Source organism: Kitasatospora sp. NPDC056184 (assembly GCF_042268405.1).
Lineage (GTDB): Bacteria > Actinomycetota > Actinomycetes > Streptomycetales > Streptomycetaceae > Kitasatospora.
Genome location: NZ_JBHJUI010000006.1, coordinates 162,812 through 181,736 on the forward strand (window position 1 = coordinate 162,812; position 18,925 = coordinate 181,736).

Annotated in this window: 14 protein-coding genes and 1 tRNA gene; 2 read left to right on the forward strand and 13 right to left on the reverse strand. The window is 70.1% G+C overall.

Annotated elements, in window-relative coordinates; genetic code table 11:
- Window positions 1-6: 6 nt before the first annotated feature.
- The 11 genes from ACFC0B_RS14740 to ACFC0B_RS14790 all read right to left on the reverse strand — a co-directional run bounded on the left by ACFC0B_RS14740 (window position 7) and on the right by ACFC0B_RS14790 (window position 14,731).
- A complete protein-coding gene (locus tag ACFC0B_RS14740) occupies window positions 7-3,900 on the reverse strand; it encodes a DNA-directed RNA polymerase subunit beta' (protein ID WP_376086183.1) in 3,894 nt (1,297 codons plus the stop codon).
- 101 nt (window positions 3,901-4,001) lie between these two features.
- On the reverse strand, window positions 4,002-7,478 hold the full coding sequence (gene rpoB, locus ACFC0B_RS14745) for a DNA-directed RNA polymerase subunit beta (RefSeq protein WP_376086184.1): 3,477 nt from the start codon (window positions 7,476-7,478) through the stop codon (window positions 4,002-4,004).
- Between the two features lie 700 nt (window positions 7,479-8,178).
- The gene (gene rplL / locus ACFC0B_RS14750) at window positions 8,179-8,562 is read right to left on the reverse strand and encodes a 50S ribosomal protein L7/L12 (RefSeq protein ID WP_376086185.1); all 384 of its coding nucleotides are present in this window, start codon (window positions 8,560-8,562) and stop codon (window positions 8,179-8,181) included.
- Between the two features lie 90 nt (window positions 8,563-8,652).
- Window positions 8,653-9,216, reverse strand: coding sequence for a 50S ribosomal protein L10 (rplJ, locus tag ACFC0B_RS14755; RefSeq protein ID WP_376086186.1), 564 nt, complete (start codon window positions 9,214-9,216; stop codon window positions 8,653-8,655).
- A 352-nt stretch (window positions 9,217-9,568) separates the two neighbouring features.
- Window positions 9,569-10,450 carry a hypothetical protein gene (locus ACFC0B_RS14760; protein WP_376086187.1) on the reverse strand — a complete coding sequence of 294 codons (882 nt, stop codon included), beginning with the start codon at window positions 10,448-10,450 and terminating at the stop codon, window positions 9,569-9,571.
- 160 nt (window positions 10,451-10,610) lie between these two features.
- Window positions 10,611-11,486, reverse strand: a complete 876-nt coding sequence (locus tag ACFC0B_RS14765) for a hypothetical protein (protein ID WP_376086188.1) — start codon at window positions 11,484-11,486, stop codon at window positions 10,611-10,613.
- 180 nt (window positions 11,487-11,666) lie between these two features.
- A complete protein-coding gene (gene rplA / locus ACFC0B_RS14770; RefSeq protein WP_045939618.1) occupies window positions 11,667-12,389 on the reverse strand; it encodes a 50S ribosomal protein L1 in 723 nt (240 codons plus the stop codon).
- 79 nt (window positions 12,390-12,468) lie between these two features.
- The gene (rplK, locus tag ACFC0B_RS14775) at window positions 12,469-12,903 is read right to left on the reverse strand and encodes a 50S ribosomal protein L11 (RefSeq protein ID WP_376086189.1); all 435 of its coding nucleotides are present in this window, start codon (window positions 12,901-12,903) and stop codon (window positions 12,469-12,471) included.
- A gap of 165 nt (window positions 12,904-13,068) precedes the next feature.
- Window positions 13,069-13,965: a transcription termination/antitermination protein NusG gene (nusG, locus tag ACFC0B_RS14780; protein ID WP_376086190.1), complete on the reverse strand. Its 897-nt coding sequence runs from the start codon at window positions 13,963-13,965 to the stop codon at window positions 13,069-13,071.
- A 211-nt stretch (window positions 13,966-14,176) separates the two neighbouring features.
- Entirely contained in the window at window positions 14,177-14,509 is a 333-nt protein-coding gene (secE, locus tag ACFC0B_RS14785; protein WP_376086191.1) for a preprotein translocase subunit SecE, read from the reverse strand.
- Between the two features lie 149 nt (window positions 14,510-14,658).
- A tRNA-Trp gene (locus ACFC0B_RS14790) sits at window positions 14,659-14,731 on the reverse strand.
- Window positions 14,732-14,990: 259 nt separating this feature from the next.
- Here ACFC0B_RS14790 and ACFC0B_RS14795 point away from each other — a divergent pair.
- Both ACFC0B_RS14795 and ACFC0B_RS14800 read left to right on the forward strand, forming a co-directional pair.
- Window positions 14,991-16,238, forward strand: a complete 1,248-nt coding sequence (locus ACFC0B_RS14795) for a pyridoxal phosphate-dependent aminotransferase (RefSeq protein ID WP_376086192.1) — start codon at window positions 14,991-14,993, stop codon at window positions 16,236-16,238.
- A gap of 113 nt (window positions 16,239-16,351) precedes the next feature.
- A complete protein-coding gene (locus tag ACFC0B_RS14800) occupies window positions 16,352-17,380 on the forward strand; it encodes an adenosine deaminase (RefSeq protein WP_376086193.1) in 1,029 nt (342 codons plus the stop codon).
- A 7-nt stretch (window positions 17,381-17,387) separates the two neighbouring features.
- Here ACFC0B_RS14800 and ACFC0B_RS14805 read toward each other — a convergent pair whose 3' ends face one another.
- Both ACFC0B_RS14805 and ACFC0B_RS14810 read right to left on the reverse strand, forming a co-directional pair.
- The gene (locus ACFC0B_RS14805; protein ID WP_376086194.1) at window positions 17,388-18,434 is read right to left on the reverse strand and encodes a UDP-N-acetylmuramate dehydrogenase; all 1,047 of its coding nucleotides are present in this window, start codon (window positions 18,432-18,434) and stop codon (window positions 17,388-17,390) included.
- A gap of 65 nt (window positions 18,435-18,499) precedes the next feature.
- Entirely contained in the window at window positions 18,500-18,922 is a 423-nt protein-coding gene (locus ACFC0B_RS14810; protein WP_376086385.1) for a MaoC family dehydratase, read from the reverse strand.
- Window positions 18,923-18,925: the final 3 nt, after the last annotated feature.

Here is an 18,925-nt window from a genome sequence, read left to right on the forward strand (position 1 = left end):
TCCGACTCAGCCGGTGTACGGGCCGTAGTCGTAGTCGTCCAGCGGGACCGCCTGGCCGGAGCCGGCGCCGAAGGGCGACAGGTCGTAGTCGTCGTAGCCGACGGCCGAGTACATGGCGGCCTTGGCCTCCTCGGTCGGCTCGACCCGGATGTTGCGGTAGCGGGGCAGACCCGTACCGGCCGGGATGAGCTTACCGAGGATGACGTTCTCCTTGAGGCCCAGCAGCGGGTCCGACTTGGCGTGGATCGCCGCGTCGGTGAGGACCCGGGTCGTCTCCTGGAAGGACGCGGCCGACAGCCAGGACTCGGTGGCCAGCGAGGCCTTGGTGATACCCATCAGCTGCGGACGGCCGGAGGCGGGGTGACCGCCCTCGGAGACCACGCGACGGTTCTCCTGCTCGAAGCGGCCGCGCTCGACGAGCTCGCCCGGGAGCAGCTCGGCGTCGCCCGACTCGATGATCGTCACGCGGCGGAGCATCTGCCGGATGATGATCTCGATGTGCTTGTCGTGGATCGACACGCCCTGCGAGTTGTAGACCTTCTGGACCTCGGCGACCAGGTGGATCTGGACGGCGCGCTGGCCCATGATGCGCAGGACGTCGTGCGGGTTGGTGGCACCCATGGTCAGCTTCTGGCCGACCTCGACCGCCTCGCCCTCGCTCACCAGGAGCTTGACACGCTTGGAGACCGGGTAGGCGATCTCGTCGGTGCCGTCGTCCGGGGTGACGACGATCTTGCGGGTCTTCTCGGTGTCCTCGATGCGGACCCGGCCCTGGGCCTCCGAGATCGGGGCCACACCCTTGGGGGTACGGGCCTCGAAGAGCTCGACGACACGCGGCAGACCCTGGGTGATGTCGTCACCGGCCACACCACCGGTGTGGAAGGTACGCATGGTCAGCTGGGTACCGGGCTCACCGATGGACTGGGCGGCGATGATGCCGACCGCCTCACCGATGTCGACCAGCTTGCCGGTGGCCAGCGAGCGGCCGTAGCAGAAGGCACAGGTGCCGACGGCCGACTCACAGGTCAGGATCGAGCGGGTCTTGACCTCGCTGATGCCGTGGCGGATCAGCTCGTCGATCAGCACGTCACCGAGGTCGGTGTTGGCCGTGGCCAGCAGCTTGCCGTCGACGGTGATGTCCTCGGCGAGCATGCGGGCGTAGACGCTGGTCTCGACGTCGTCGGCCTTGCGCAGCACGCCGTCGGCGCCCACGGAGCCGATCGCCAGCTTCAGGCCGCGCTCGGTGCCGCAGTCCTCCTCGCGAATGATGACGTCCTGGGAGACGTCGACCAGACGACGGGTGAGGTAGCCGGAGTCGGCGGTACGGAGGGCGGTGTCCGCGAGACCCTTACGGGCACCGTGGGTGGAGATGAAGTACTCCAGCACGGAGAGACCCTCACGGAACGACGCCTTGATGGGCCGCGGGATGGTCTCGTTCTTCGCGTTGGACACCAGACCGCGCATACCGGCGATCTGGCGCATCTGCATCATGTTTCCACGAGCGCCCGAGTCGACCATCATGAAGATCGGGTTGGTCTTCGGGAAGTTCGCGGCCATGGCGTCCGCGACCTCGTTGGTCGCCTGGGTCCAGATGCCGACGAGCTCCTGCTTGCGCTCGTCGTTGGTGATCAGACCGCGCTCGTACTGCTTCTGGACCTTCTCCGCCTTCGCCTCGAAGCCCTCCAGGATCTGGGGCTTGCTCGGCGGGACGATGACGTCCGAGATCGAGACGGTGACACCCGAACGGGTCGACCAGTGGAAGCCGGACGCCTTCAGGTTGTCCAGGGTCGCCGCGACGGTGACCTTGGGGTAGCGCTCGGCCAGGTCGTTGACGATCGCGGAGAGCTGCTTCTTGCCCACCTCGTAGTCGACGAACGGGTAGTCCTCGGGCAGCAGCTCGTTGAAGAGCGCGCGGCCCAGGGTGGTCTTCAGGCGGAAGGACTCGCCCTCGAACCACGACGACTGGCCGTCCTCGTCCAGCGGCGGGGTCCAGCCGCGGGGCGGGACGGTGCCGATGGGCAGGCGCAGCTCGATCGGGGCCTGGACGTCCAGCTCGCGGGCGTCGAAGGCCATGATCGCCTCGGCGGTCGACGAGAAGGTGCGGCCGGCGCCCTTCACGTTGTCGCGGTCCGAGGTCAGGAAGAACAGACCGAGCACCATGTCCTGGGTCGGCATGGTGACGGGGCGACCGTCGGCCGGCTTCAGGATGTTGTTCGAGGACAGCATCAGGATGCGGGCCTCGGCCTGCGCCTCCGCGGAGAGCGGCAGGTGGACGGCCATCTGGTCACCGTCGAAGTCCGCGTTGAACGCGGTGCAGACGAGCGGGTGGATCTGGATGGCCTTGCCCTCGACCAGCTGCGGCTCGAAGGCCTGGATGCCGAGGCGGTGCAGGGTGGGCGCACGGTTCAGCAGCACCGGGTGCTCGGCGATGACCTCTTCGAGGACGTCCCACACGACCGGGCGGGCGCGCTCGACCATGCGCTTGGCCGACTTGATGTTCTGCGCGTGGTTCAGGTCGACCAGGCGCTTCATCACGAACGGCTTGAAGAGCTCCAGCGCCATGGCCTTGGGCAGACCGCACTGGTGCAGCTTGAGCTGCGGGCCGACGACGATGACCGAACGGGCCGAGTAGTCGACGCGCTTGCCGAGCAGGTTCTGGCGGAAACGACCCTGCTTGCCCTTGAGCATGTCGCTCAGGGACTTCAGCGGGCGGTTGCCCGGACCGGTGACCGGACGGCCGCGGCGGCCGTTGTCGAACAGCGCGTCGACGGCCTCCTGGAGCATGCGCTTCTCGTTGTTCACGATGATCTCGGGCGCGCCGAGGTCGAGAAGCCGCTTCAGGCGGTTGTTGCGGTTGATGACACGGCGGTACAGGTCGTTCAGGTCGGAGGTCGCGAAGCGGCCACCGTCCAGCTGCACCATCGGACGCAGGTCCGGCGGGATGACCGGGACGCAGTCCAGCACCATGCCGTTGGGCTTGTTGGTGGTCTGCAGGAACGCGGAGACGACCTTGAGGCGCTTGAGCGCACGGGTCTTCTTCTGGCCCTTGCCGGTGCGGATGATCTCGCGCAGGCGCTCGGACTCCTCGGCCAGGTCGAAGGTCTCAAGGCGGTCCTTGAGGGCCGCCGCGCCCATCGAGCCGGAGAAGTAGGTGCCGAAGCGGTCGCGCAGCTCGCGGTAGAGCAGCTCGTCGCCCTCGAGGTCCTGGACCTTGAGGTTCTTGAAGCGGGCCCACACCTCGTCGAGGCGGTCGAGCTCGCGCTGCGCGCGGTCGCGCAGCTGCTTCATCTCGCGCTCGGCGCCCTCGCGCACCTTGCGGCGCACGTCGGCCTTGGCGCCCTCGGCCTCCAGCTCGGCCAGGTCGGTCTCGGCCTTCTTGGCGCGGCCTTCGAGGTCGGAGTCGCGGCGGTTCTCGATCTGCTGGCGCTCGACCGAGACGTGCGCCTCCAGGGACGGCAGGTCGCGCTGGCGGCGCTCGTCGTCGACCCAGGTGATCATGTAGGCGGCGAAGTAGATGACCTTTTCGAGGTCCTTCGGCGCCAGGTCGAGCAGGTAGCCGAGGCGGGACGGCACACCCTTGAAGTACCAGATGTGGGTGACCGGGGCGGCCAGCTCGATGTGGCCCATCCGCTCACGGCGCACCTTGGCGCGGGTCACCTCGACGCCGCAGCGCTCGCAGATGATGCCCTTGAAGCGGACGCGCTTGTACTTACCGCAGTAGCACTCCCAGTCCCGGGTGGGGCCGAAGATCTTCTCGCAGAAGAGGCCGTCCTTTTCGGGCTTCAGGGTGCGGTAGTTGATGGTCTCCGGCTTCTTGACCTCGCCGTGCGACCACTGGCGGATGTCGTCGGCGGTGGCCAGGCCGATGCGGAGCTCGTCGAAGAAGTTGACGTCAAGCACTGGTCGTCAAGCCCTCTTTCGTAAGTCGAGAGTCGTTCGTGTGGTCTGAGGGGGGCCTGGGGGCGGGCCGGCTGCTCAGTGGGCAGCCGGCCCCACCTCCGTCAGACCTCTTCGACGCTGCTCGGCTCGCGCCGGGACAGGTCGATGCCGAGCTCCTCGGCGGCGCGGAAGACGTCCTCGTCGGAGTCCCGCATCTCGATGGACTGGCCGTCCGAGGACAGCACCTCCACGTTGAGGCAGAGCGACTGCATTTCCTTGATGAGGACCTTGAAGGACTCGGGAATGCCGGGCTCGGGGATGTTCTCGCCCTTGACGATGGCCTCGTAGACCTTCACGCGGCCGAGGACGTCGTCGGACTTGATGGTGAGGAGCTCCTGCAGCGCGTAGGCCGCGCCGTATGCCTCAAGGGCCCACACCTCCATCTCACCGAAGCGCTGACCACCGAACTGCGCCTTACCACCGAGCGGCTGCTGGGTGATCATCGAGTACGGGCCGGTCGAGCGGGCGTGCAGCTTGTCGTCGACCAGGTGGTGCAGCTTGAGGATGTACATGTAGCCGACCGAGACGGGCATCGGGAACGGCTCGCCGGAGCGGCCGTCGAACAGCCGCGCCTTACCGGTGGAGTTCACCAGGCGCTCACCGTCACGGGTGAGGGTGGTGTGGTCCAGCAGACCGGTGATCTCGTCCTCGCGGGCGCCGTCGAACACCGGGGTGGCCAGGTTGGTGCCGCCCTCGACCTTGTCGGCGCCGATCGCCTGGAGGCGCTTGGCCCACTCGTCGGCGAGGCCGGAGACGTCCCAGCCCTGCTTGGAGAGCCAGCCGAGGTGGATCTCCAGGACCTGTCCCGGGTTCATTCGGGACGGGACGCCCAGCGGGTTGAGGATGATGTCGACCGGGGTGCCGTCCTCCAGGAACGGCATGTCCTCGACCGGCAGGATCTTGGAGATGACGCCCTTGTTGCCGTGGCGGCCGGCGAGCTTGTCACCGTTGGTGATCTTGCGCTTCTGGGCCACGTAGACGCGGACCAGCTGGTTGACACCCGGGGGGAGCTCGTCGCCCTCCTCGCGGTCGAACACGCGCACGCCGATGACCTTGCCGGACTCACCGTGCGGGACCTTCAGCGAGGTGTCGCGGACCTCACGGGCCTTCTCGCCGAAGATCGCGCGGAGCAGGCGCTCCTCCGGGGTCAGCTCGGTCTCGCCCTTCGGGGTGACCTTGCCGACCAGGATGTCGCCGGTGACGACGTCGGCGCCGATGCGGATGATGCCGCGCTCGTCGAGGTCCGCGAGGACCTCCTCGGAGACGTTCGGGATGTCCCGGGTGATCTCCTCGGGGCCGAGCTTGGTGTCACGGGCGTCGACCTCGTGCTCCTCGATGTGGATCGAGGAGAGCACGTCGTCCTGCACGAGGCGCTGCGACAGGATGATCGCGTCCTCGTAGTTGTGGCCCTCCCACGACATGAACGCCACGAGGAGGTTCTTGCCGAGGGCCATCTCGCCCTCGTCGGTGCAGGGGCCGTCGGCCAGCACCTGGTTGACCTCCACCCGGGCGCCCTCGTCCACGAGCACCTTCTGGTTGAAGGCGGTGCCCTGGTTGGAGCGGGTGAACTTGGCGGCGCGGTACGTGGTGTACGTGCCGTCGTCGTTGGCCACGGTGACGTAGTCGGCCGAGACCTCCTGGACGACACCCGGCTTCTCGGCGGTGATGACGTCCGCGGCGTCGACGGCGCAGCGGTACTCCATGCCGGTGCCGACCAGCGGGGCCTCGCTCTTCAGCAGCGGCACCGCCTGGCGCATCATGTTCGAGCCCATGAGCGCGCGGTTGGCGTCGTCGTGCTCGAGGAAGGGGATCATGGCGGTCGCGACCGACACCATCTGGCGCGGCGAGACGTCCATGTAGTCGATCTCGGTGCCCGGGATGTAGTCGATCTCGCCGCCGCGGCGGCGGACCAGGACGCGCGGCTCGGCGAAGGTCAGCTCCGCCGTCAGCGGGGCGTTGGCCTGCGCGATGACGTAGCGGTCCTCCTCGTCGGCCGTGAGGTAGTCGACCTGCTCGGTGACGACACCCTCGACGACCTTGCGGTACGGGGTCTCGATGAAGCCGAAGGCGTTGACCCGGCCGTACGAGGCCAGCGACCCGATCAGACCGATGTTCGGGCCTTCCGGGGTCTCGATCGGACACATGCGGCCGTAGTGCGAGGGGTGCACGTCACGGACCTCGAAGCCGGCGCGCTCACGGGAGAGACCGCCGGGGCCGAGGGCGGACAGACGGCGCTTGTGGGTCAGGCCCGACAGCGGGTTCGTCTGGTCCATGAACTGCGACAGCTGGCTGGTGCCGAAGAACTCCTTGATGGAGGCGACGACCGGCCGGATGTTGATCAGGGTCTGCGGCGTGATCGCCTCGACGTCCTGGGTGGTCATGCGCTCGCGCACGACGCGCTCCATACGGGCGAGACCCGTACGGACCTGGTTCTGGATGAGCTCGCCCACGTTGCGCAGGCGGCGGTTGCCGAAGTGGTCGATGTCGTCGACCTCGACCACGATGTCGCGGCCGGTCTCGTCACGCCAGTCGACCTCGCCGGCGTGCAGCTTGACCAGGTACTTGATCGCGTTGATGATGTCGGGCTCGGTGAGCACACCGGAGTCCAGCGACTCGGCGTTGCCGAGCTTGCGGTTCACCTTGTAGCGGCCGACCTTGGCGAGGTCGTAGCGCTTCGGGTTGAAGTACAGGTTCTCCAGCAGCGTCTGCGCGGCCTCGCGCGTCGGCGGCTCGCCCGGGCGCAGCTTGCGGTAGATGTCCAGCAGCGCGTCGTCCTGGCCCTGGGTGTGGTCCTTCTCCAGGGTGGCGCGCATCGACTCGTACTCGCCGAACTCCTCGAGAATCATCTCGTTGGTCCAGCCGAGCGCCTTGAGCAGCACGGTGACGGACTGCTTGCGCTTGCGGTCGATGCGGACGCCGACCATGTCGCGCTTGTCGATCTCCATCTCCAGCCAGGCACCACGCGAGGGGATGACCTTGCAGGAGTAGATGTCCTTGTCGGAGACCTTGTCCAGGGTGGAGTCGAAGTACACACCCGGGGAACGGACGAGCTGCGACACGACGACACGCTCGGTGCCGTTGATCACGAACGTGCCCTTGTGGGTCATGAGCGGGAAGTCGCCCATGAAGACCGTCTGAGACTTGATCTCACCGGTCTCGTTGTTGGTGAACTCGGCCGTGACGAAGAGCGGGGCCGCGAACGTGAAGTCGCGGTCCTTGCACTCGTCAATGGAGTTCTTCGGCGGCTCGAAACGGTGGTCGCGGAAGGTCAGGGACATCGACCCGCTGAAGTCCTCGATCGGCGAGATCTCCTCGAAGATCTCCTCCAGACCGGACTTGGTGGGGACGTCCAGACCGTTCTCCAGCGCCTTCTCGACCCGGGTCTTCCAGGCCGCGTTGCCGAGCAGCCAGTCAAAGCTCTCGGTCTGCAGGGCCAGGAGGTTCGGGACCTCGAGGGGCTCCTTGATCTTCGCGAAGGAGACGCGGAGCGGGGCGGTGGATGCGGCGGAATTGTTCGAGGCGTTGCGCGGCGCGGCCAAGAGGGGGGTCCTTCCGAGGGCTCGGAGCTCACTACGCGCGTACCAGCCGGGCCTTCACGGGCTTGGTCCCGCCTCCCTCGCCACTGGCCTCTGCCGAGGTCGAAACCCGAGGTCAGAGCCGCTTTGCGGAGGTGGTGCCAGACCCCTTCGGGGCAACGCAAACTCCGGGCGACGAGTCACGGAGCAGCTAACAGGCAGCGCAAAGGGACAGTGTAGCCAAAGGCGACACTGCTGTCCAGCTCTGATTCGGAGACCGAATCGGAGACTCCTCCCGGTAGCCGTCGGGCGCGAACGCCCTCCGGGTACTGCACCGGCCCGGACTCGCCGGGCCCCACGACTCACGTGGAGTCACTTCCCGCCGGAGCCGCCGGTTATGCATCCGACGGAGGACCAACCGGGTCGACTCGCGCCTTGAGAATCGCGCGCGCCGCCGGGTTCGTCAAGGGCCCGCCTCCGGCGCGGGCCTCGACCCCTTCATCGCGCCGGACCGCCCCGGCGTTACAGAAGCCGTGGTCGGGGCCTCACCCGATGACAGCGATCACCATACCCGCCCGCACCGACAGTGCCGAGTGGGCGTTCGGCCACACCGGTGTGTCCCGTCGCCGGCCGGCCGTCCGCACGGGGATGCGAAAAAGGCCGGGCCGACCACCCGCAAGGGTGATCGGCCCGGCCCCGCAGCCCCCTCAGAGGGGGCCGGGAGTCACTTGACGGTGACCTTGGCGCCAGCGGCCTCGAGGGCAGCCTTGGCCTTCTCGGCAACGTCCTTGGCAACCTTCTCCAGGACCTTGGCACCGGCGGTGTCAACGAGGTCCTTGGCCTCCTTCAGGCCGAGGGAGGTCAGGGTGCGCACCTCCTTGATGACCTGGATCTTCTTGTCGCCGGCACCGTCGAGGATGACGTCGAACTCGTCCTGCTCCTCAGCGGCCTCGGCGGCCGGGCCGGCAACGCCGGCGGCGGCAACGGCGACCGGGGCGGCGGCGGTGACGTCGAACTTCTCCTCGAAGGCCTTCACGAACGCGGCCAGCTCGATGAGGGTGAGCTCCTCGAACTGCGCGAGCAGCTCGTCCTGGGACAGCTTCGCCATGATTGGCGTCCTTCCACTAAATCGGCAGGTGGTGCCGGATGTACGGATTGGCGGGCGTACGGGCCCGCAGCGAGGCGTGGCCCCGGCCGATTACTCGGCCGCGGTCTCCTCGGCGGCGGGAGCCGGCGTACCGGCACCGCCCTGCTCGACCTTGTCGCGCAGCGCGTCCACGGTGCGGACGAGCTTCGACGGGAGCGCCTGGAAGAGCGCGGCAGCCTGGGACTGCTTGGCCTTCAGGGCACCCGCCAGCTTGGCGAGCAGCACCTCGCGGGACTCGAGGTCCGCGAGCTGCTTGATCTCGTCGGCGGACAGCGCCTTACCGTCAAGGACACCGCCCTTGATGACGAGAGCGGGGTTCTCCTTGGCGAAGTCACGCAGAGCCTTCGCCGACTCCACCGGGTCACCGGTGACGAAGGCGACAGCCGTCGGACCGGCGAACAGGTCGTCGAGCTCCGTGATCCCGACCTCATTGGCCGCGATCTTGGTCAGCGTGTTCTTCACCACGGCGTACTGGGCGTTGTCACCCAGGGAGCGACGCAGGGTCTTGACCTGCTTCACCGTGAGACCGCGGTACTCGGTCAGCACGGCCGCGTTCGAGCCACGGAAAAGCTCCGTGATCTCGGCGACGGCAGCAGCCTTGTCGGGCCTAGCCATAGGCTTACGCCTCCTTCCGTGATGTCGAAGTCGGGCCGACCGCGAGAGTCGACCATTCGCGCCGCGAACCACTGGACGGAGGAAAGCCCCTGCGGAAAAGCAGATGAGCCCCGGTGCGCAGGCGCACGGGGCTCGGCGTGAACTCGACGGATCCACGTGCGAGGCACGCGACCCGGAGGTCAAAGCTCCAAACAGTCCTGCGCGGGCTGCCCGCGCGCGAAGCGCGGGTCCTTCGGTCGCGCGCTCCCTGACGGGGGCACCGCGACAACCAGCGGTCTTTGGCTTCCGCCACAGTAGCCGGACGCCGCCGTCCGGGGCAAATCGCCCCCGGTCCGCGCCCCGGCGAGCCGGTTCAGCGGGCCAGCGGGGAGACGCTGCGGGTGCCGGTGTCCACGGTGTCCGCCTCCGCCGGGGCCTGCACCGAGAGCGAGCCGCCGGGCTCGGTGTAGACCACCGAGTCGTCCAGCCGGCCGCCGCCGTCCCCCGTCCCGGTCCGCTCCATCCGGACCAGCTGGTCCTTGTCGTTCAGCCAGAGGTCCAGGGTCAGCGAGGCCGAGCCGCCGGGCGCCAGCGCGGTCCGCAGCCCCTCCCGGCGCGCCGGGGTGAGCTGGGTCTGCGCCGCCGCGTAGCGGGCCGCGTCGGTGGCCACCCGGTAGTGCTCGACCGTGGAGTCCTCGAACCGCTCCTCGCCGACGTACTGGGCGGTGATCCCGTCGGCGGTCGCGGCGGCCAGCGCCACCACCGGGTTGAGCAGGTCGATCAGCCCGGCGTACGGGATCTCCCGGTGCCCGTCCGGCCCCTGCGGACCGGCGAACCGCTCCCAGTGCCTCCCGCCCTGCCGGGCGGCGGCGGCCGCGTCGCCGCCCTCGTAGGCGACGGTGTCGACGACGATCAGCTGCTCGGCCGCGGCCGGGGTGGAACGTTTGACCTGGAGCGCGGTCTTCGGCTGCCAGAACAGCGGCCCGGAGCCGGCGTCCGCGCCCAGCCGGTAGCTCACCTTGGCCCGGCGGGCGGTCTGCATGGCCAGCTGGGAGGAGAGCAGCACCCCGTGCGGGGAGCGGTCGGTCGGCTTGGCCGGCCAGGTCGGCGAGGCGCTGCTGGGCGTCGGGGTGGCCTCGCCGGGCGCGCTCGGCGACGGGGACGGCCCCGGGCCGCCGGCCGAGCTGCACCCGGCCGGTCCGGCCGCCAGCACCGCGACGGCGACCACCGCCGCCAACCGCTGCCGCACCGCCATCCACGCCTCCCCGTCCGATCGGTCCGTCCGATCCGTTCACACCCGACGACCGCACAGGCCGGAGCGTCCGCTCCCGCCCACCTTGCCACCCGGGCCCGCGCGACCCGGTGGCACCCCCCGCCACTCGGCCGCACGGCCCTCGTTCCGACCCGGGAGCTCCCTACGGCGCCGGCCTGGCGGAGGGCGTTCCGGACGGACCGGACGGGGCGCCGGAGGACGGGCCGCCGGACGGCCCGGCGGCCGGCTCCGCGGACGGATCGGCGGCGGGCTCGGCGCCCTCGGCGATGTCCGTCGTGGTCACCACCGCGCCGGCCGTGCCGCGCACGGTGGACCGCACCCGCAGCAGCCGGTCCCCGGGGGCCACCCAGAAGTCGTACTCGAGCGCCCCGACCCCGTTGCGCTCGTAGTAGCCGAGCACCTCGGTCAGCCGCGCCGGGCTCAGCCCCTCCTCGGCGCCGAAGTAGTCCGCCGGCGAGGCGGTGCCCCGGTAGTGCGCGACCGTCTCGCCGTTCAGCTGCTCGCCGCCGAGCGGGGTGAGCCGGCCGGCCAGCGCCATCGTGTGCGCCGGTCCGCCCGGGTTGGACAGCACTCCGGTGATCCAGCCGCCGACCCACCCGGTCGACCCGGCCGGGGCGGCCGCCGCCCGCGGGTCCAGCGACTCCGCCCGGCCCCGGTCCGCCGTCCTGGGCGCCGCTCCCGGGTGGTCCAGCTCCAGCGAGCCGTCCTGGCCGCGCAGCCGCCCGGTGCCCAGCTCGTCGGTGACGGTCAGCTCGACCGCGTCGCGGGCGCCCCAGGACAGCGTCCCGTCGGCGCCGCGCCGCCCGGCCGGGCCCTCCTGGACCACCTGCACCCGGGCCCCGCCGCTGTCGTCCAGCCGCTGGGAGGCGGAGAGCAGCACCTGCCGGGGCGGACGCTGGGTGGGGCGGTCGCTGATCGGGGTCCGGTCGCCGGACACGGCCAGCACGCTGCACGCGGTCAGGCCGGCGGCGAGCAGCAGCAGGGCCGCCCCCTTGGCGGCGGGACGAAGGGCGGGCACGGCACTCCCCGGCGGTCGGACGGCGGCGGCCCCCTGGGCGGGAGCACGCGGGCGGACCGGGCGAGCGTACGACGGACCGCGCACCGGTTCGCCCCGCCGGGGGTATCGATCGGGAAACGACGGCGGGCCCGCACCCCCGGCGAAGGGGGTACGGGCCCGCCGTACGGACGACAGCTGCGATCAGACCGCGGCCGGGTCCTCCTCGACGAGGAGGTTGCGGGTGCGGTTCGGGTCCACCAGGATGCCGGGGCCGATGGTGGTCGAGAACGCGGTCTTCTTGATGTAGCGGCCCTTGGCGGCGGACGGCTTGGCGCGGAGCACCTCGTCCAGCGCGGCGGCGTAGTTCTCGACCAGCTGCTCGTCGGTGAAGGAGGCCTTACCGATGATGAAGTGCAGGTTCGAGTGCTTGTCGACGCGGAACTCGATCTTGCCGCCCTTGATGTCGTTGACAGCCTTGGCGACATCGGGGGTGACGGTGCCGGTCTTCGGGTTCGGCATCAGGCCACGGGGACCGAGCACGCGGCCGAGGCGGCCGACCTTGCCCATGAGGTCCGGGGTGGCGACGACGGCGTCGAAGTCCAGCTTGCCCTTGGCGACCTCGTCGATGAGCTCGTCGGCACCGACGATGTCGGCACCCGCAGCACGCGCGGCCTCGGCACGCTCGCCGGTCGCGAAGACCAGGACCCGAGCGGTCTTACCGGTGCCGTGCGGGAGGATCACGGTGCTGCGGACCATCTGGTCGGCCTTGCGCGGGTCGACACCCAGACGCATGGCGACCTCGACGGTGCCGTCGAACTTGCTGGTGCTGGTCGCCTTGGCGAGGCGGATGGCCTCGAGGGGGGCGTAAAGGCGCTCGCGGTCGACCTGGGCGTCCGCGGCCTTCAGGGCCTTGCTGCGCTTCATAGCTGCTCCTGAATGGTGATGGGAGTTGTGGTATTCACGGGCCAGCGCAGGCCCTACCACGGGGGACGAGAAGGGGTGATCAGCCCTCGACGGTGATGCCCATCGACCGGGCGGTGCCGGCGATGATCTTCTCCGCCGCGTCCAGGTCGTTGGCGTTCAGGTCGGGCATCTTGGTGGTGGCGATCTCGCGGACCTGGGCGCTGGTGAGCTTCGCGACCTTGGTCTTGTGCGGCTCGCTGGAGCCCTTCTCGATACCGGCGGCCTTCAGGATGAGGCGCGCGGCCGGCGGCGTCTTCGTGATGAAGGTGAAGGAACGGTCGTCGTAGACCGTGATCTCCACCGGCACGATCATGCCGCGCTGCGACTCGGTCGCGGCGTTGTAGGCCTTGCAGAACTCCATGATGTTGACGCCGTGCTGACCCAGCGCGGGGCCGACCGGCGGGGCCGGGTTGGCCGCACCGGCGTTGATCTGGAGCTTGATAAGCCCCGTGACCTTCTTCTTCTTGGGAGGCATGTCTCTCCGGGTCCTTCCGAGAGGTGATTGCTGGTGTGCGCGGAACCGGGGCGACACCCGGTCGCCAGCACACACATCGGACCAGGCTAACGCCTCGGCGTCGCTGGACCAAAACGGATTCGGGGCGGGGCCCACGGCCCCGCCCCGAATCCGAAGACCGTATGACTAGTTCTTCTGGATCTGGTCGAAGGAGAGCTCGACCGGGGTCTCCCGGCCGAAGATCTCGACCAGGCCCTTGACCTTCTTCGAGTCCGGGTTGATCTCGTTGATGGTCGCCTGGAGGGTGGCGAACGGACCGTCGGTGACGGTGACCGAGTCGCCGACCTCGAAGTCGAGCACCTGGATCTCGCTGGGCTTGACCGGCGAGGGCTTGCCGGCCTCCTTGGCCGCCTGGCGCTCCACGTCGGGGGCGAGCATCTTGACGACCTCGTCCAGGGTCAGCGGGTACGGGTCGTAGGCGTTGCCGACGAAGCCGGTGACACCGGGGGTGTTGCGCACGACGCCCCAGGACTCCGGGGTGAGGTCCATGCGCACCAGGACGTAGCCGGGGAGCTTGTTCTGGCGGATGGTCTTGCGGTCGCCGTTCTTGATCTGGACGACCTCCTCCTGCGGCACCTCGGCCTGGAAGATGTACTCCTCGACGTTGAGGGAGACGGCGCGCTGCTCCAGGTTCTGCTTCACCCGGTTCTCGTAGCCGGCGTAGGTGTGGATCACGTACCACTCGCCCGGCATGAACCGCAGGTCCTCGCGGAACTTGGCGACCGGGTCGACCTCCTCGGCCTCCTCGGCCTCCTCGGCGGCGGTCTCCTCGGCCTCGGTCTCCTCGGCGGCGGCCTCCTCGGCCGGCTCCTCGTCGGACTCCACGTGCAGCGCGGCCTCCTCGGCCGACTCCCCGGCCTCGGCCTCGTCGTACGCCTCGGCCTCGTCCTCGTCGGCGTCGACGGCGTCCACGATCTGCTGCTCGTCGGTCTCGACGTCGTCAGCCAGCTCGGCCGCGTCCTCGGCGGCGACATCCGCCGCGCGGACGGTCTCGTCGGCGTCGTACAGGGGGGACTCAGACACGGTGGCTGCTTCTTTCCTGGAGATGGTGAAGGTGGCGCGCTCCGCGACGAACCGGCCACGCTCCGCTCACGCGGTCGCCGGAAGTTCGCCTCGGAGACTTCAACAGTACCGAGTCAACGGTAGCGGCCCCGTCCCTCCGACGCAGACAGCTCGACCCGGGCCGAGGACCGGCCCGGGTCGGGGAAGCTGATTCGAAGGTGGAAGACTGTTGTCAGCCGAAGATCCAGAGGGCGGCCTTGGAGAACCCGTAGTCGAGACCCCACACGAAGGCCATCACGATCACGACGAACACGACCACGACGCTGGTGTAGCTCATCAGCTGGTTGCGCGTCGGCCAGACGACCTTGCGGAGTTCGGCGATGATCTGCCGGTAGAACAGCGCGAGCCGGGCGAAGACGCCCTTCTTGCCGCGCTTGCCGGACTTCTTGTCGCCAGAGCGCTTGCGGCGCGACTCGCCCTCCGCGGGCGTGGTCTCGGCAGCGCCGTCGGTCCCCTCGGGGTTGCCGCTCTCAGGCGTTGCGGTGGAGCCCGTGGTCTCCGTCACTCGTCCTCACCTGAATCCGGGTCCTGCCGGACGTCGACTGCGTACCCGAAATGGGCACGAGCGGCCGGCTAACGGTGCTGATCGGCGCCCTCTCCGCATCAAGCCCGCTCGCTCTGTCGGAGCGAACGGGCTGATGACGGATCAAGCAGCAGGGCAAGAGGGACTTGAACCCCCAACCGCCGGTTTTGGAGACCGGTGCTCTACCAATTGAGCTATTGCCCTACGGAACCTCTCGGCCCCAGTAGCGTCCACCAACCTACCGCATCTTCCGTCGATCTCCGTACAGGCTCTGTACGGCGGCGGAGGCTCCGGTTCGTTCGGTGGCCGTCGAGCAGTGAGTGTACGTGGTCGGAGGGCGTTTGGTCGAACCTCTTCTTTTTCCGACTGTCGCCCCGGCCCCACCGGGCCGCCATGCGGACGGCCCCGTACATATGGTGAAACCGCCATGCCCGCGCGGTGTGCGGTCTGCGACCATGCAGGCATGAGCGCTTCCACCCCGCAGCCCGACAGTTCCGTCCGCCCCGCCGACCGCCGCGTCTCCGCCCGGATCGGCGCGATCGCCGAGTCCGCCACCCTCGCCGTGGACGCCAAGGCCAAGGCCCTCAAGGCGGCCGGCCGTCCGGTCATCGGCTTCGGCGCCGGCGAGCCGGACTTCCCGACCCCGGACTACATCGTCGAGGCGGCCGTCGAGGCCTGCCGCGACCCGAAGAACCACCGCTACACCCCGGCCGGCGGCCTGCCGGAGCTCAAGGCGGCGATCGCGGCCAAGACGCTGCGCGACTCCGGCTACGCGGTGGACGCCTCGCAGGTGCTGGTGACCAACGGCGGCAAGCAGGCGATCTACGAGGCGTTCGCGGCGATCCTCGACCCGGGCGACGAGGTCATCGTCCCGGCGCCGTACTGGACCACCTACCCCGAGTCGATCCAGCTGGCCGGCGGCGTGCCGGTGGAGGTCGTGACCGACGAGACCACCGGCTACAAGGTCTCGGTCGAGCAGCTGGAGGCCGCCCGCACCGAGAACACCAAGGTGGTGCTGTTCGTCTCGCCGTCCAACCCGACCGGCGCGGTGTACACCCGGGCCGAGGCCGAGGCGATCGGCCGCTGGGCCCTGGAGCACGGCCTCTGGGTGCTCACCGACGAGATCTACGAGCACCTGGTCTACGGCGACGCGGAGTTCACCTCGCTGCCGGCCCTGCTGCCCGAGCTGGCCGACAAGACCATCGTGGTCAACGGCGTCGCCAAGACCTACGCGATGACCGGCTGGCGGGTGGGCTGGGTGATCGGCCCCAAGGACGTCGTCAAGGCCGCGACCAACCTGCAGTCGCACGCCACCTCGAACGTCTCCAACGTGGCCCAGCGCGCCGCCCTGGCCGCCGTCGCCGGCGACCTCTCCGCGGTCCACGAGATGCGCACCGCCTTCGACCGGCGCCGCCGCACCATCGTGAAGATGCTCAACGAGATCGACGGCGTGGTCTGCCCCGAGCCCGAGGGCGCCTTCTACGTCTACCCGTCGGTCAAGGCCCTGCTGGGCAAGGAGATCCGCGGCCGGCGCCCGCAGACCTCCGCCGAGCTGGCCTCGCTGATCCTGGACGAGGCCGAGGTCGCGGTCGTCCCGGGTGAGGCCTTCGGCACCCCCGGCTACCTGCGGCTCTCCTACGCGCTCGGCGACGCCGACCTCGCCGAGGGCGTCGGCCGCATCCAGAAGCTGCTCGCCGAGGCCCGCGACTGAATCTTCTGAGGCCCGCGTCAATCGCGGGTGACCGGACCGCCCTCTTTTCACCCCTTCGGGGGAGGGGAAGAGGGCGGTTCCCGTAGCACCCCCTGATGCGGCAGGATTCGTGAATGGAACGCCTGCTGAACCCGCGAGACGTCAGGGACCTTCCGAAGGCCCACCTGCACCTGCACTTCACCGGCTCGATGCGCCCGGCCACCCTGCTGGAGCTGGCCGACAAGCACGGGATCCGGCTGCCGGAGGCGCTCAGCTCCGGCGAGCCGCCCAAGCTGCGGGCCACCGACGAACGCGGCTGGTTCCGCTTCCAGCGCCTCTACGACACCGCCCGCTCCTGCCTGCGCGACGAGAGCGACATCCGCCGGCTGGTCCGGGAGACCGCCGAGGACGAGCGGCGGGACGGCTCCCGCTGGCTGGAGATCCAGGTCGACCCGACCTCCTACGCGCCCCGGCTGGGCGGCCTGATCCCCGCCCTGGAGCTGATCCTGGACGCGGTGGAGGACGCCGCCGCGGCCACCGGCGTCGGCATCCGGGTCCTGGTCGCCGCCAACCGGATGAAGTCCCCGATGGACGCCCGGACGCTGGCCCGGCTGGCCGTCCGGTACGCCGACCGGGGCGTGGTCGGCTTCGGCCTCTCCAACGACGAGCGCCGCGGCCTGGCCCGCGACTTCGACCGGGCCTTCGACATCGCCCGCAAGGGCGGACTGCTGGCCGCCCCGCACGGCGGCGAGCTGGCCGGCCCGGAGTCCGTCCGGGACTGCCTGGACGACCTCGGCGCCGGCCGGATCGGCCACGGCGTGCGGGCGGCCGAGGACGAGCGGCTGATGCAGCGGCTGGCCGACCGTCAGATCACCTGCGAGGTCTGCCCGTCCTCCAACGTCTCGCTCGGCGTCTACGAGCACCCCGAGGAGGTCCCGCTGCGGCGGCTGTTCGACGCGGGGGTGCCGCTCGCGCTCGGCGCCGACGACCCGCTGCTGTTCGGCACCCGGCTCGCCGCCCAGTACGACCTGACCCGCGACGTCCTGGGCTTCTCCGACCAGGAGCTGGCCGAGCTGGCCCGCCAGTCGGTGCGCGGCTCGTGCGCGCCCGAGAGCGTGCGGAAGGAACTGCTGGCCGACATCGACGCCTGGCTGACCGCCTGAACGGCCGCTACAGGCTGACGCCCACCATCACCGGCTCGTTGACCAGCTCCACCCCGAAGGCCGCCCGCACGCCGTCGCGGATCTCCCGGGCCAGGGCGAGCAGGTCCTCGGTGCTGGCGGCGCCGCGGTTGGTCAGCGCCAGGGTGTGCTTGGTGGAGAGGGTCGCCGGGCCGCTGCCGTAGCCCTTGCCGAACCCGGCCCTGTCGATCAGCCAGGCCGCCGAGGTCTTGGTGCACCCGTCCGGCGCCGGGTAGCCGGGGGCGGTCAGCTCGCGACCGGCGGCCACCGCCAGGAAGGCGGCGTACTGCTCGGGGCTCAGCACCGGATTGGTGAAGAAGGAGCCGGCCGACCAGGTGTCGTGGTCCGCCGGGTCCAGCACCATGCCCTTGCCGGCCCGCAGGCCGAGCACCGCGTCGTGCGCCTCGCGCAGGCCGACCCGCTCGTCCTGGGCCACCCCGAAGTGCTTGGCGACCTCGGCGTAGCGGACCGGGGTGGAGCGCCCGGCGGCGTCCTCCAGCGCGAAGCGGACCCGCAGCACCACGTAGCGGTCCGGCTCCGCCTTGAAGCGGCTGTGCCGGTAGGAGAAGGCGCAGGCCTCGTTGCCGAGGGTGACGGTCTCGCCGGTGCGGCGGTCGTAGGCGACCACCTCGGTGACCGTCTGGGCGACCTCCTGGCCGTACGCGCCGACGTTCTGCACCGGCGTGGCGCCGGCCGAGCCGGGGATGCCGGCCAGGAACTCGATGCCGGCCAGGCCCGCGTCCACGGTCCTGGCCACCGCGTCGGCCCACACCTCGCCGGCCGCCAGCTCCAGCGCGGTGCCGTCGAGGACGAAGCCGGTGGTGGCGATCCGCAGCACGGTGCCGGGGAAGCCGGCGTCGCCGATCACCAGGTTGGAGCCGCCGCCGATCACCAGCAGCGGCTCCCCCGCCGCGTCCGCGGCGCGGACGGCGGCGACCACCTCGTCATCGGTGTGCGCGGTCACCAGGCGGCGGGCCGGGCCGCCGAGCCGCAGGGTGGTCAGCGGGGCGAGGGGGGCGTCGAGTTCTTCCAGCACGCCCCCAGCGTACGGGGAGCGGACCCGGGTCGATTTCCCGGACCCGGGCCCGCTCCCCGGACCGCTCAGGCCAGCCGGACGACCGCCCGGGACATGCCGAGCACCTTCTGGCCGGCGTAGGTCGCCACCAGGTCGACCTGGACCTTCCGGTCGTCGAGCAGCTTGGCCACCTTGCCGGTGACCTCGATCACCGAGCCGACCCCGTCGTTGGGCACCGGCACCGGGCGGGTGAACCGGACGCCGTACTCGACCACCGCGGCCGGGTCGCCGACCCAGTCGGTGACCACCCGGATCGCCTCGGCCATGGTGAACATGCCGTGCGCGATGACGTCGGGCAGGCCGACCTCCAGGGCGAACTTCTCGTTCCAGTGGATCGGGTTGAAGTCGCCGGAGGCACCCGCGTACTGCACCAGTGTGGCGCGGGTCACCGGGAAGGACTGCGCCGGCAGCTCGGTGCCGGCCTCGACCTCGTCGTAGCGGACCGTCATCGG

Coding starts and splice junctions, on each gene's coding strand:
- rplL (WP_376086185.1), bottom strand. CDS start 8,562: ATGGCGAAGCTGTCCCAGGACGAGCTGCTCGCGCAGTTCGAGGAGCTC.
- rplJ (WP_376086186.1), bottom strand. CDS start 9,216: ATGGCTAGGCCCGACAAGGCTGCTGCCGTCGCCGAGATCACGGAGCTT.
- ACFC0B_RS14760 (WP_376086187.1), bottom strand. CDS start 10,450: ATGGCGGTGCGGCAGCGGTTGGCGGCGGTGGTCGCCGTCGCGGTGCTG.
- rplA (WP_045939618.1), bottom strand. CDS start 12,389: ATGAAGCGCAGCAAGGCCCTGAAGGCCGCGGACGCCCAGGTCGACCGC.
- rplK (WP_376086189.1), bottom strand. CDS start 12,903: ATGCCTCCCAAGAAGAAGAAGGTCACGGGGCTTATCAAGCTCCAGATC.
- ACFC0B_RS14795 (WP_376086192.1), top strand. CDS start 14,991: ATGAGCGCTTCCACCCCGCAGCCCGACAGTTCCGTCCGCCCCGCCGAC.
- ACFC0B_RS14800 (WP_376086193.1), top strand. CDS start 16,352: ATGGAACGCCTGCTGAACCCGCGAGACGTCAGGGACCTTCCGAAGGCC.
- ACFC0B_RS14810 (WP_376086385.1), bottom strand. CDS start 18,922: ATGACGGTCCGCTACGACGAGGTCGAGGCCGGCACCGAGCTGCCGGCG.